General features: G+C 57.8%; 10 protein-coding genes and 1 pseudogene. 5 read left to right on the top strand and 6 right to left on the bottom strand.

The features are described 5' to 3' along the window. Nucleotides 1–219 precede the first annotated feature (219 nt). From BG61_RS11145 to BG61_RS11135, 4 genes and pseudogenes are all read left to right on the top strand, one after another. Nucleotides 220–894 (top strand): response regulator transcription factor, encoded by a 675-nt coding sequence (locus tag BG61_RS11145; protein WP_035938590.1) that lies wholly within the window; start codon nucleotides 220–222, stop codon nucleotides 892–894. A gap of 66 nt (nucleotides 895–960) precedes the next feature. Next, nucleotides 961–1,149 (top strand): annotated as a pseudogene (locus BG61_RS39990) (IS5/IS1182 family transposase); the annotation flags it as partial. 68 nt (nucleotides 1,150–1,217) lie between these two features. Further along, a complete protein-coding gene (locus tag BG61_RS42770; protein WP_161783670.1) occupies nucleotides 1,218–1,367 on the top strand; it encodes a hypothetical protein in 150 nt (49 codons plus the stop codon). 157 nt (nucleotides 1,368–1,524) lie between these two features. After that, on the top strand, nucleotides 1,525–1,794 hold the full coding sequence (locus tag BG61_RS11135; RefSeq protein ID WP_051672427.1) for a DUF4148 domain-containing protein: 270 nt from the start codon (nucleotides 1,525–1,527) through the stop codon (nucleotides 1,792–1,794). 430 nt (nucleotides 1,795–2,224) lie between these two features. Here BG61_RS11135 and BG61_RS11130 read toward each other — a convergent pair whose 3' ends face one another. Further along, nucleotides 2,225–3,658, bottom strand: coding sequence for a sensor histidine kinase (locus tag BG61_RS11130; protein ID WP_051672426.1), 1,434 nt, complete (start codon nucleotides 3,656–3,658; stop codon nucleotides 2,225–2,227). A gap of 696 nt (nucleotides 3,659–4,354) precedes the next feature. Here BG61_RS11130 and BG61_RS11125 point away from each other — a divergent pair. Next, on the top strand, nucleotides 4,355–5,350 hold the full coding sequence (locus BG61_RS11125; protein WP_232256412.1) for a LysR family transcriptional regulator: 996 nt from the start codon (nucleotides 4,355–4,357) through the stop codon (nucleotides 5,348–5,350). A 1,303-nt stretch (nucleotides 5,351–6,653) separates the two neighbouring features. Here the strand turns inward: BG61_RS11125 and BG61_RS11120 are convergent. From BG61_RS11120 to BG61_RS11090, 5 genes are all read right to left on the bottom strand, one after another. Further along, entirely contained in the window at nucleotides 6,654–7,337 is a 684-nt protein-coding gene (locus tag BG61_RS11120) for a response regulator transcription factor (protein ID WP_035938593.1), read from the bottom strand. A 195-nt stretch (nucleotides 7,338–7,532) separates the two neighbouring features. Beyond that, nucleotides 7,533–8,213: a response regulator transcription factor gene (locus BG61_RS11115; protein WP_035938594.1), complete on the bottom strand. Its 681-nt coding sequence runs from the start codon at nucleotides 8,211–8,213 to the stop codon at nucleotides 7,533–7,535. A 656-nt stretch (nucleotides 8,214–8,869) separates the two neighbouring features. Continuing rightward, nucleotides 8,870–9,793 carry a LysR family transcriptional regulator gene (locus BG61_RS11110; protein ID WP_035938596.1) on the bottom strand — a complete coding sequence of 308 codons (924 nt, stop codon included), beginning with the start codon at nucleotides 9,791–9,793 and terminating at the stop codon, nucleotides 8,870–8,872. Nucleotides 9,794–11,321: 1,528 nt separating this feature from the next. Then, on the bottom strand, nucleotides 11,322–12,023 hold the full coding sequence (locus tag BG61_RS11095; protein ID WP_035938707.1) for a pirin family protein: 702 nt from the start codon (nucleotides 12,021–12,023) through the stop codon (nucleotides 11,322–11,324). A 65-nt stretch (nucleotides 12,024–12,088) separates the two neighbouring features. Further along, complete coding sequence (locus BG61_RS11090) at nucleotides 12,089–13,159, bottom strand: maleylacetate reductase (RefSeq protein WP_035938600.1); 1,071 nt, start codon at nucleotides 13,157–13,159, stop codon at nucleotides 12,089–12,091. Nucleotides 13,160–13,212: the final 53 nt, after the last annotated feature.

The following is a 13,212-nucleotide window of genomic DNA, read 5'->3' as shown; positions in this document are numbered from 1 at the left end:
ATGAGCGAAACCGCAATCCAGGCAGCCCCTCGCGATGTTCGTGGAGCTAGCAAGCTCTGCCATCGACGTGATGGCTGCCACGCGCGTCTCAGGCAGTGAGGATTGGAGATTGCCCGTTACGGATCTTCTCTTCTCTGAAGAACAGATCCGAATACCCACCATCGACGACATCTCGACGATCCGCCGTCAAAGACAACACGCCACTTGGAAAATACTGATATGCCGAATGTATTATCGATAGAAGATGACGAGATGGTCATAAACGAGGTCATCGGAGTCTTATCGATGCCTCGATACCATGTCGAGGTGGCGCGGACGGGGCGCGATGGCATTGCGAAGGTCATGTCTCGTGACTACGACGTGGTTACACTCGACCGTGTTCTCCCCGACCTCGACGGCCTGACCATCGTCGCGGCCATGCGCAACGCTGGTATCGACACTCCCGTGCTGCTCGTTAGCTCGATGTCTGATGTCGATGAACGCGTGCGCGGCCTTCGAGCCGGAGGCGACGACTACCTGGCCAAGCCTTTTTCCCCCGACGAGATGCTCGCTCGGGTCGAGGTGCTCCTTCGGCGCAAGCCGCTATCTCATGCTGCCGAGACGAGCCTGCACGTTGGTGCGCTAGAGCTCAATCTGATCAAGCGCTGCGCGCGATTTGAGGGACAGGAGTTCGACCTTCAGCCTACCGAGTACCGGGTGCTCGAGTTCATGATGCGACACCCTGGACAAGTGCTCACGCGTACCATGATTTTCGAAGCAGTCTGGGGGGGACGGTTCGATCCCGGTACCAATCTCATCGACGTTCACATAGGCCGCCTGAGGAAGAAGCTTGACGGGCTGGCATCGCAACCGCTGATTCGTACCGTTCGCGGGTCCGGCTATCGCCTGTGTTGAATAGACGTCTTCAGACCACCAAGACAATCACTGCATCATCTGGCATCGCCTCTGCGAAACGCAGCCGGGATTGCGACACAAATCGCCCCTCGCGGCAAGCCGCACGGCAGCGGTCCTGGAAAAGCCCGATGGGTCGCTGAACGCGCAATTGCCTGGCTGCATGACTTCACGCGCTTGCGCGTTCGCTTTGAGCGCCTCGCCTTCATCCAGGAAGCGTTCTTGAAATTCGCCTGCTGCATCCTCTGTCGCCGATAGCTCCAGAGTGCATTGTGCCAGCGCTTCCCCTCCCATTGTCGCGGTCTCGAGATGGACCCGTCAGCTATTTGGACGTCGTCACGACGCAGACGACCGAACTCAACACGCAGATTGCGACGCTCGATCTACGCACGCGCCGCCTGAAGGCATCGGTAACACTCATTCAAGCGCTCAGCGAAGGGTGGGAGAACGCACGGGCGTCGCCGCCGCAGGCGTGAGCGACGATGCGTCACGTCGCATTTCAAGCCGTTAAAAACTCTTCATATTCACGTTTCTCGTTTGCTAGGACCACGGTCTTAATCTACTAGTGCCGGGACCGCATTGAGTCACACGCTGCAGCCCGGCCTATCTCGTCCACCGCATCTCAAGGAGTTCATGATGAAAATGTCGATTGCCGTCGCACTGTTCGGCTTCATGGCAGCTACATCCGCCTTTGCACAGTCCTCAACCCAACCGGAAGCTTCGCCGACGACCAACGTCACCACCGTCGCCAGCGTCAACCTCGACCAAACAGGACAATGGGTTCCGCCCGATAGTCTGGCGATCGCTCCCGAGACGCGGGCGCAGGTGTATCACGAACTCGTGAAAGCTGAAAAGGATGGTCAGCTTGCATACCTGGACAGCACGTTGTACGCCCATCACTGATTCTGCGTGTCCCGCAAGCCTCAAGCCACGACGCTTGAATTAAACCAGATCCACTGAAGTGCGAGCTGATCCCCAGGCTCGCAGTCAGCCCTACTTTGAACAAGGAGTATCAAACGAAACTTGCAGCAGCTAGCGCAATTTATGCACGTACGCAGCAAGTGCAGCTCTTGCCTCGGACGGACTGCTTTCCAAAAACGGTAGCGCCACCGGTGACACGGCGGCGCCCGCTATATCTTCAACTGGAAAATGCCCGTCGCGGTAGCTACGCTCATTCCCGTCGCGCCGGCGACTTCGCTTGATCTCCCGATCGCCACGTTGCGCCGGTTGCACCGCATCCAGCGCCCTGGGCGCCCGAAGTACCGGAAACCTCGAACAAGCGCGTATCGACGCTTCCAGTTCCTCACCGCCAAAAACTCACAGCGTTTGGCCTCTATCCGAGGGTATGCAGCCAGCATTCGACCGTCATCGCTGCACCGGGATTTCTGCTGCCGATCTGCAACTCGAAGTCGTGCAGGCGCATGACAGCAGACACGATGCCGAGACCCAATCCGGACCCGGCCACATGGCGAGCCGCTTCGCCCCGAAAGAACCGCTGAAGCACCGCATTGCGCTCATGCTCGGGAATGCCCGGGCCACTATCCGATATGGTGACGCACGGACCGCAGGCGGTGGCCTTGAGCTCCACCCGGATTCGTCCTCCCACGGGCGTGAACTTGATTGCGTTGTCCAACAGGTTGCTGAAAGCTTCGAACAGCAGCGCTCGATCGCCATGGACGGGCGGCACGTCCTCAACGCTGCTCTCGAGAGTGATTTCCTTGTCTTCGGTAAGCGGCTGATATAGATCGCACAATTGCGCTATCAGGTCCGGCAAACACAACATGTCGAACCCGCCGCGGCGCTGTAATGCTCCGATCTCCGAGATCCTCAGCATTGCGCGGAATCGGTCCAACAAGGATTCGGCTTCGACACGCGCCTGATCCAGCATACGGTTCGCCCGCTCATCGCCCCAGTGCTGCGCATGGTCAGCGAGGTTGCCAAGCAGGGTTCGCACATGTGCGAGCGGCGTGCGCAGATCGTGCGCAATTCCATCGCAGGTGTCCTTGATTTCATTCATCAGCCGCTCGACCTCGCCGAGCATGTGGTTCACAAGGCTCGACAGCATGTCCAGTTCATCACGTCCGCCTACCGGAAGCCGCTGTTTGAGGTCACCCCGTGCAATCTGCAACGTCACCCGCTGCATTTCCTTTACTCGGCGCATCTGTCTAAGGCTCAGCAGAGATCCCGTGGCGAGGCTCGCCGCGAGGCTCGCCGCGAGGCTCAAGATCCCACCGACAATGAGTGCTTTGATCAGTTCCGCACGAATATTCTCGACATCCGCCAGGTTGCGAGCGACAACCAACTGGGTGCCGTCGACGCGGCGCTCGCCGATCACTCTAACGATCTCGTTGGACGCGCCCTGCGTAAGCGTTAGCGTGCGACCTTCAAACAGGCTGTGCGCCTCCCCGACGTTGTCGAGCTTCAGGCCTACGGGTATCGTTGCAATGTTCCCTGCGATATGGCGACCATCCGCTCCAAAGAATCCGTAGAAATCTGAATGTAGATGCTCTCTCGCGATTCTCCTCGCCACGATCGAAGCTACCTGCGTGTCCACGCGGGAATCGAAGTAGCGCAGCTCCCAACGAATCGCGCTGTCAGCCTCTCGCTCCATCGCGCCGGTCGCTGTTACTTCAATGTAGCCCAGCAGGCACACACTGGAAACGACGAAGACGGTCGCATAGATGAACAGCCATCGAAAAGCCGAGGTATGCCAGCGGCGCCCGAGTCGCGTAGGAGGGACGGATTTTTTTAAATCTGATGAATTCATCGGGTTTCCTGTGCTTCGCTGCGCGTCGCGAGACTCATGACTGGCAGAGCTGGCTGCGTCGCGGTCAATAAGCTTCGAAGATGGTGAATCCAGGCAATGCATGGCTTTATCGGCAGGCTGCGCTGGAGCTGGCCAGCCGGACGCTGCGTGAGTTCGATACTTCATACGTGTAGATTCGCTGGTAGGCCTGCGCAGGATAACGAGAAGTGCAAATGAAGAAGGTTTCCTCAGAATGAAGATTGATTTATTTAACGAGAAGTCTCGGAACGCAGCAACGGAGACAATAACCACATGGATGTAAAGCGCCTCCTCGGAGGAACCGTTCCAATTCAGCAGGTTCTACACACGGATAAAGCCTATGGGATCGGGGCACTGTCCTTAAGTTAGTTCATGACATCGTGCGGCATCCAAACCAACCCAGGCTCGACCCGGTTCAGGGGCGACGCAGAGGTGGGCGATGAATGCATATCGACTGGAAATCTGTTGAGCATCAGATACCAGCCCCGGCTGGCCGGGGCGATGGGCCGCAGCGTCATGACGCTGTGGAGGGTCAGCTGCGTTGCGTCACCATCGATTTCTCGCCCTCGCACCGCTCAGTTTCACCATGCCTGCACCCTACGAACTGGCCCCGTTAACTGCTCGGCAAAGGCACGATGAGGCGCGTCGTAGCCGGCGGCCAAAGCTAAAGAACGTTTAATGAATGTGTTCGTGCCTCGTTACGGCCACTATTTGATCATGACACGCACTGAATTGCAGGAACCAACAACGATGGACCAGCTTCAAGCCATGCGTGTCTTTCTTTGCGCCGCTGATCTCGCGAGCTTCGGGCTTGCCGCACAACGGTTAGGGATTTCAGTAGCGGCTGTCAGCCGAAGTGTCGGCTTGCTGGAGGCACACCTCAATGTGAAGTTGCTTAGTCGCTCGACGCGAGTGATATCGCTCACCGAGTCGGGCGGGAAATATCTCGAGGAATGCCGCTCGATCATCCGGCGACTCGACGAAATGGAGTCAAGCCTCGTACGTGCCACACGCGAGATCGCCGGGACGCTACGCATTGCTACGTCCACCACGTTCGCACTGTGCGGGTTGAGTCCGATGCTCGCCGCGTATCAGGCGGCATTCCCAAGCGTGAGCATTGATGTCACGTCTTTCGATACCCCGATCAGCATGACCGACGGAGGCTTTCACGTCGGCTTCGCGGTGGGGCGCAGTCTTCCCGATTCGTCTCTTGTCAGCCGGGAGATTGCCACGTTCCCAGACGTCGTGGTCGCATCGCCCGCCTATCTCGCGAAACACGGCACGCCACTCCACCCATCCGAACTCGTAAACCATGCTTTGCTTGCTGTTTCGCACGACTGTGCGCGCAGGTGGGAGTTTCTTGATACACACGGTCTATTTTTTGTTCCAACCGGAAGTGCCTTGCAGGCGACGAGTGCGGCAACCATCAGGGTAGCGACGCTTGACGGTATGGGCATCGCACTACTACCCGCGCCACTCGTGAGCGACGACCTCGCGAGCGGGCGTCTGCTTTCAATTCTGGAACCGTTCTGTAATGCCGCCGTCAACAATAAGCTTTCTATCACGTATCCTGGGCGCATCTATCTTTCCACCAAGGTGCGTCACTTTATCGACTTCGCCGTAAATCATCACCGGCCCCATGACCACGCCGTCGAATCGCGCGTTGCTGCGTGAGGATAATATCCGGGGCGACGCAGCGGTACCGGAACGGCGAGCACCGCACCTCGTCAAGGCCTTCTCCATCGCTACAACCGCCGCTGTACATCACTTGCGGCGTCTCTGCTCGTACGCATGTGAAGAAGCTGTCATTCGGGCCTTCTCATTTTGATAGTGCTCGGCTGTTAACCTGATCAGAACGTTGTGCGACGAATAATGCGTCGCATACCGGATCATCCGGTACCTTTACGATGAATAGGGGAACATGATGCGAGCGCTACGTGCGTTTAGTTTCGCCAGTCGAAGCATGATTTGCTGTGTCTTGATTGCCTTGTCAATGTCGGGTTGCGCTTCCATGCAGGGAAACGCAACAGACGCTAATCAATGTGTCGGCCCTCCGGATTACTGCACGCCGTTCTTCGGATCGTGAAGCCGGGGGGTCCGGCTGGCTGAAATCTTGCCGGACCCGCCCTCATTCGTCCCGTATAAGAAGGACTCGCGTCATCCCTTGGATGCAAATATCGTCCATGGCTTCGCTCTCTCAACAGCGATCAGCCGCTCGCGTGTTCATAACGTCGCGAGACCGATGAAGCATCGCAACACCAGACGATCCGTAGATCTTTTACGAATGGAGAAGATAGTGCGAACGATACCCGCAAGTGGGCTATGTCGTCGCGGCATAGTCTGCTGTGTCGCAATTGCCTTTTTATTGTCGGGATGCGCTTCGGCGAAGAGCGACACCACAAACCCTGACCAATGTGTAGGGCCCGTCTACGTCTGCAACCCGTTCTTCGGATCGTAAAGTCGGTGAGTGCAACGGCCCGGGATCATCGACGAACACCCGCCACATGCTTGGTGCGTGCATCAGATCAGACGAGCCTGCGTCAACGCTCGGGGCTGCATAGCCGTACCGAAAGCCAGAGTATGCGTCGAAGCTCCGCTCGCCTTTACGCACGTTTATAAGTCATCGACAGTGTTCTGCCGCTGGCGCGATGTAAAAGACGTTTCACTGTTGATTTCCCGCTTTGATAGTGCGCAGCCGGTAGCCTGTGCATAACGTCGGACGATCACTCCGGCGTCTCAGCCCGGGCCATCCAGTCGTTTTGCAATGAATAGGGAGGAACATCATGCGAACGCTAACCGCAATTCGTTTGAGCAGTCGCGCCATAATATGCTGCGCCATCGTTTCGATTTTAATGTCGGGATGCGCTTTACCCACAGCAAACTCAAACCCTAACGAATGCGTTGGCCCTCCCGACTACTGCACGCCGTATTTCGGATAGTGAAGCTGGGAAGCGTCCGGCGTTCTCCGCCACGCTTCTTATGCTGGGTTCGGCCGCAGACGGTACCCGTAGTGGCTGATGGTTTCGATGCGTGTTGTGAAACCCTGAAGCTGAAATTTCCTGCGTAGCCGGGAGATGACTACGTTGACCGTCGACGGGGCGACCTCGTCGGCCTCCGCCCAGGCATAACGAATCAGATGATCGCGCGCTACCGGACGATTTGCGCTACGCAGGAGGCATTCGATCACCAGATATTCGCGCGTGGTAACGGCAAGCCGCTGGCCTTGTTCGACAATTTCATGTGTCAACGGATCAAGCCAGATTGGCGACTCGCGAGCGTAGGTCCGCGCGCGACATTGGTTATTCCGGCGCAGGGCCGTGAGCCTTTCCTGCATCTCGATGAGCGAGTACGGCTGTACGAAGCAGGCGTCGGCTCCGGCTCGAAGCATCCGTACGCGCTCCTCGGGCGCAGCCTGGCCGAGCATCAAGATTGTGGATGGCGAATTCGCCAGGCTGGAGAAGACAGGCAAGCTGCCCTGTAATTCCTCCCTTTGCGCATGATTTGCAGCCATGATCAGAATTGCGTCGAACGTGTCCTGCGACGCCAGATATACGGCGTCGCGGACATCATTGGTGAGTTGCAGGCTATGCGCGCTTTCGCGCAAGGCTTTATGTAGATACGCGGATTCCGCGCGCGTCGTCGATACAAGAAGAATTCGCATTCTTTAAACTCTATTCAGCTCGCTGCTTGGTTTTTGATTCGCCATTCTGAGGGCGTGAGGCCAGCACTCAATGGTCGTGACCGATCCGGGGGTTGGCGCTGCCGATACCGTAAAGCCGATAACTGGCCAGTGACGCGGGACTTTCACGGGTGCCTGCATGTCGCGTGAGTGAGCCCGAACTTCGCAAACTGCAATCTACGTCAGGATGTACCCGCGACCCCGAACCGTCTGAATGAGCGGTTCGAGACCCTGCGGGTCGATCTTCCGGCGCAATCGGCCCATATGAACGTCTATCAGATTCGTACCTGGGTCGAAGTGATAGCCCCATACGGCCTCGAACAGCATTGACCGTGTGATCGTCTGGCCCGAGTTCCGGACCATAAATTCAAGGATGCGGTACTCCGTGGGCAACAATGCAACTTCTACCTCGTTGAGCGTGACCCTGCGCGACATCAGATCTACCCTTAGCGAACCCACTTCGAGCGTCGTATCGTTCGGCTGCTGATCCGAACGTCGGCGCAGCAGCACGTCTATGCGCGCCGACAACTCATCGGGATCGAAGGGTTTAGTAATATAGTCGTCGCCACCTGCCCGCAGTCCGCGCACGCGCTCATCGACGTCGCCAAGCGCGCTCAGCATCAACACTGGCGTCTTGATCTCGGCTGCGCGCATCGCTGTAAGAATGGTAAGGCCGTCCATTCCTGGGAGCATCCGGTCGAGGGTAATGATGTCATGGTTGTCCCCCATCGCACGCGCAAGGCCATCACGTCCGTTGTCGACCCATTCCACCGCGAATCCACATTGCTCGAGCTTCGCAACGATCTCGTTCGCGGTCAGCGGATCGTCTTCTACGGTCAATACATGTGATATGGTCATTGTTCCTGCTCCGTGGTTCGCTCCGCACGAAGCGCGCGGCGTAGATCCAAAGCTCGGTGGAGAAGTGAGTTGACAAGCGGCTGGCCGTAGTCGGCACCCTCGAGTGGGCACTGCGTTGCCTGTTCTCGCTGACCACATCACTTGTCTTGGGAACGCGAAATGTCAGAGCGCCATCCAGGCAACGGTCCCGGCTGCCTTGCCGACAGGCATTCCCAAAAGCAGCACCAGCGTTGCGTCGGGGGCAACCGTAGCCAATTCATGGATAACATCCTTGATACCATTCACAGGTCCGCTTGAAAGCGAGGCCCGCAAGTGCGTTCAAGACAACTTTATGGCATTGCGCCTAGAAAGCGGACAATATTTTCATGAAACTTGATTTAAGTTTCCGGCACGAGCCCTTGCTGCGTAAATGCCAAATGGATATCAGCTGATGTAAGCGGGTTCAAAAATGAACCCCATTATCTTGTAAGCAATTCGTCGCGCGGTCGTTGCTATTTGCCGTGAGTTTTATCGACGTGGATGCTCTTCCGTACTCTTCGGGTGCACGGTGTGTCCACTTTTATGACGATTAGCTTTCCGTGTCTTTTCACAAAGAATATCGCTGCTTCAGTCACCGTCCGCTCAACTCTTTTGGGACTAGAGTCATGTCAACAGGATCACGCCACGACGCGTAGTGCTGGGGTATCCTCTGACGCGCGGTATTGCTCAACCGCGTGCTCGACGAAGCTTCTCACCTTAGCGGACAGGGAGCTCTTTCCGGTATATACGATCGATACGGTTCTTGCGCCACTGGCAATTCGGTATCGGCCAAGTATCGGAAGCAGTCTGCCCACCGCAAGATCGTCTTTCACGAGCGGTGCCGGAAGCAACGCGACACCCATGTCGGCAAGCGCGGCCAGTCGGATGGTCTCGCTGCTTGTCGCGTGCACCGCGGCACTCACCGAAACCCGTTGCACACCGAGATCATCAAAGAATTCCCAGAATCGTACGGCCATATCGGTTGCACATAGCAGTCGGTGACCGTCGAGGGAAGACGGACTGGCTGGAGATCCCGCTCTCGCAAGATAGGCCGGTGAGGCCACTGCGATCTCGGAGAATGTGGTGAGTTGGCGGCAGACGAGTCTAGAACTGGCCGGTGCATGCTGGGTCGTGAAACCGATGTCAAATTCTCCTTCAAGCATGTCGACTTCGGTGTCGTAGGTGGTCACGTCAAATCCGATGCGCGGGTGTAGGGCCCGATACGTCGTGAGTAATCGCGTCAGACCAGTATGGGCGAAGACCGTTGACGCGACGATACGCAGCGTCCCACTCATGTCTCGTGGAGCCCGTACGAGAGCTGACTCCACCTCATCTAACTGATCGGTGATGGTTTTGCAAATAGCCGCATAGCTCTGCCCCTCGTCCGTAGGGGACACATTTCGGGTAGTCCGATTGAGCAAGCGCATATTCAGATGTGCCTCGAGCATGCTTACGCTTCTGGTCACGGCAGCCGGCGACATGCCTAACTGCTTCGCGACAAGCCCAAAGCTACGCAGGTCGACGACGCGACTGAAGATCCGCATGGCTTGCAATTGATTCATGATCGTTAGGTTCGTTGGGTAACCTTCGAATGATCAACGTTTCACCATGAACCCACGTAACCGGGCAAATGAACATTCCTTTAACTTCTGGACTCCTCCTTCTTACTAGCCCGTTTAAAAATAAAAGCAGTTTCACGATGCTGGATCGCTTCTTTAAAGGAAGCACACGGAAAGGAGGACATAATTGGAGCAATGTTATCGTCATCCAGGTCGAGCATTCAGACAATGCGAACACAATTCATCAGGAAAGAAGGGTCAAGTACGGTGCGTCTAGAGATTGGAAAGCATTTCGCGGAGTTGAACACGAGCGATGTGGATGCCCTGATCGAACAACTGAGCGCGGTCAGAGCAGTCCTTCAACCAGCCGTGCCCGCGCACGTGTCACGCCGTCGTCAGTATGCAATCGAGATCGATCCTTGCTGGTACGCGGAGCCGCATCCCGCCTCCGAGAGCGTCGTACTGTTCCTAAGGGATACCGGCGCGGGATGGGCGGGATTCGCTATCCCCAGGACCGGCGCCTTGAGACTTCGTGACGGACTCGCGCGTTACATCCATGCGGTGGAAACCCGCCTGGGGTTGCCCAACTAAGTCGTCTGAGAAGTCGTTCGCGTTGTGGTGAAGACGAGGGACGCTGGGGCGTCCTCCACGTGCGTCTCCGGATGCGATGACGGCATCGCAAACCCGCAACCACGCGCAGGATCTCAATACCCGTGCGTTATAGCCCGGACCCTATACTCTTGCTAGAGGTGACAGATGCCACCGGAGTTGACCTTAGAGGTGCTCAATCAATATGGTTCGAGTTCCCTGCTTATCACGATGAACCAATGCAACGTCCTGCTCGATCCCTCTGAGGTCGATGCATTAATCGGGGAATTGATCACCTATCGCACAGAGATGCAGCCACAGGTATCTACGTCTCCCTCACGCACGCACAAGTATGTCATTGAAAGCGCCCCCTCCTGGCACATCGAAGGAAACCAGCTGTTCGATGGCGCAGTGATCTTTTTCAGACACTCGGGGCTCGGATGGACCGGCTTCGCGATCCCTCGAGCTAGTCTTGCGAGGCTCACGCACGCGTTGTCCACATGCGCCGGCGAGCGGTGCCACGAAGGCGTCATTTCCTAGCGGTCAGGGTCGGTCCAGATGTCGGGCAATCGACGACAGCGGACGCTTCATCACCGTCCGGCGCCTCATGCCCGGTTTCGTCGACGACCTTCGCCAGGATGCCCGGCAGCCGCAGCGTGCACGAGCCGGGTTCGTACCGAACGATGCGGCCACGCCGAAAACAAAAACTGGATCGCAGGCGAGACGATCCGCCAAGCAAGCTGCGCCCCCTACGGTCTGATAGAAGCTCACTACAGCATGCGTCTGAAGCTCAAAGGTCCTTGCGCATACTTGAGGCCTGCAAAGTCCTTGTTCGCGCCAGAGTGCCGGCTCTTCATCGTAACGGACTTGCAGCGTCTATTCCTTGCCGGTCTTCCAGCGCATTGAAGTTGTCGATATCGATTGAGCAACGAGGTCCTCCCGCTCATCCTGGCAAATCGAACAGCAGCACCTCCGCCTGTTGTCCCTTCACCAGTTCGATTTGCGTTTCATTCACGATTTTCAATGCATCACCCGTCTTCAGTGCGAAGCCGTTGGCGGTGATGACGCCGCGCGCGACATGCAGATAGACGCGGCGCCCCCGCGAAATCGCCATGCTTGCGGCTTCGTCGCCGTCAAACAAGCCCGCATGAATGCGCGCATCCTGATGCAGAGTGATGGAACCGTCCGATCCGTCTGGACCGATGATAAGTCGCAGGCGTCCACGTTTTTCCTCCGGCGGGAAGTGTTTCTGTTCATATCCGGCGGGAATGCCTCGTACGTTCGGCTCGATCCAGATCTGCAGGAAATGCGTCTGGCGGTCTTGCGTGTGGTTGTACTCCGAGTGCATGACGCCGGTTCCCGCACTCATGCGCTGCACATCGCCTGGCAAAATGACGCTGCCGTTTCCGATGCTGTCCTTATGGGCCAGTTCCCCCTCGAGTACGTAGCTGATGATTTCCATGTCGCGATGACCATGGGTGCCAAAACCAGTGCCGGCTTCGATGCGATCTTCATTGATCACACACAATGGACCGAAATTCATATTGCGGGGATCGACGTGATCGGCGAAGGTAAAGCTGTGACGCGAGTCGAGCCAGCCATGGTTGGAACGGCCGCGGGCTTCGCTTTGATGTAATTCAAACAATTTGATGATCCTCTTGCGCAAATCGCCGGGGGTTGGAAAGCGCCGCGAACCGGCGTCATTCTTGATCAAGCCGCAGGACGCCTGCCGTCGAATGCATCCTGCAAGAGCTGACGGATCGCATTGCGCTCAAGCGGCCGCGGATTGGGATACTGGTTCTGCAGCGCGATGTCGCACGCGCGGTCCAGGTCCTCGGCACGCATGCCAATGTCTTTCAGCGCCAGCCGTGCACCATTGTTGCGGGCCAGATCGAACACGGCCTGCGCAGCGCCGGCGCCGTTGAGTGCGCGAGCGATGCGCGCCATGGCCCGCGGCGACGACGGCGCATTGTAGGCAAGTGCGTGCGGCAGCACGATGGTGTGTGTTTCAGCATGCGGCAAGCCGAAGCTGCCTCCCAGGGTATGGCACAGCTTGTGATGCAAAGCCACTCCGACATTGCCCAGCACCGTGCCACATAGCCACGCGCCGTACAGCGCCTCGGCGCGTGCGTCGCTAACGCCGACGGCGTCCCCGCCCTCCGTCAGCACCGGCAACGCACGGCCGAGGGCGGCGATGCCCTCCTCCGCCATCAAATCCGTGATGGGGTTGCCGTCGATGGCATACAGGCCCTCCGCCGCATGCGCAATGGCGTTGATGCCGCTGGTCACGCTCATGCCGACCGGCAACGAGTAGGTCAACTCCGGGTCGTAGATCACGGTGCGCGGCAACACTCGCGGATCTTTCCCGGTCTTCTTGAGACCGGCTTCAGTGATGCCGTAGATGGAGGTCATCTCCGAGCCGGCGTAAGTGGTCGGGATGGCGAGAATGGGCAGAGTGGATGTCAGCGCAATCGCTTTGCCCAGACCGATCGTGGAGCCGCCGCCCACGGCCACGACGCAATCCGCGCCAAGCCGCCGCGCTACGTCGCGGGCTTCGTGGGCCACCTCCACGGGCACATGCATCACCGCCCGATCGAAGATGCCGGCACCACGCGGGCCCAACATATCGGCCACGCGTTCAGCATCCGCCCGCTGTCCTGGGGCGCACAGCACGAGTCCCCGACCCGCGCCCAAACCATCGATCTCAGCATCGAGACGGCCAATCGAACCCGCCCCGAAGATCACGCGCTGCGGGTGGCTGACGTATGAAAAAGGTTTCACTGCGGCATCTCCATCATGGGGCTTTCATCAAACACTCGCCGCCACTGCGGCCG

This window comes from Caballeronia glathei (genome assembly GCF_000698595.1).
Classification (GTDB): Bacteria; Pseudomonadota; Gammaproteobacteria; order Burkholderiales; family Burkholderiaceae; genus Caballeronia; species Caballeronia glathei.
Note: the sequence above shows the minus strand (reverse complement) of the source record. Positions and strands in the feature narration are given on the sequence as shown.

What these genes read in the sequence shown, in the direction of transcription:
- BG61_RS11130 (WP_051672426.1), bottom strand. Translation starts at nt 3,658, where the DNA reads ATGAATTCATCAGATTTAAAAAAATCCGTCCCTCCTACGCGACTCGGG.
- BG61_RS11125 (WP_232256412.1), top strand. Translation starts at nt 4,355, where the DNA reads ATGAATGTGTTCGTGCCTCGTTACGGCCACTATTTGATCATGACACGC.
- BG61_RS11145 (WP_035938590.1), top strand. Translation starts at nt 220, where the DNA reads ATGCCGAATGTATTATCGATAGAAGATGACGAGATGGTCATAAACGAG.
- BG61_RS11135 (WP_051672427.1), top strand. Translation starts at nt 1,525, where the DNA reads ATGATGAAAATGTCGATTGCCGTCGCACTGTTCGGCTTCATGGCAGCT.
- BG61_RS11115 (WP_035938594.1), bottom strand. Translation starts at nt 8,213, where the DNA reads ATGACCATATCACATGTATTGACCGTAGAAGACGATCCGCTGACCGCG.
- BG61_RS11110 (WP_035938596.1), bottom strand. Translation starts at nt 9,793, where the DNA reads ATGAATCAATTGCAAGCCATGCGGATCTTCAGTCGCGTCGTCGACCTG.
- BG61_RS11120 (WP_035938593.1), bottom strand. Translation starts at nt 7,337, where the DNA reads ATGCGAATTCTTCTTGTATCGACGACGCGCGCGGAATCCGCGTATCTA.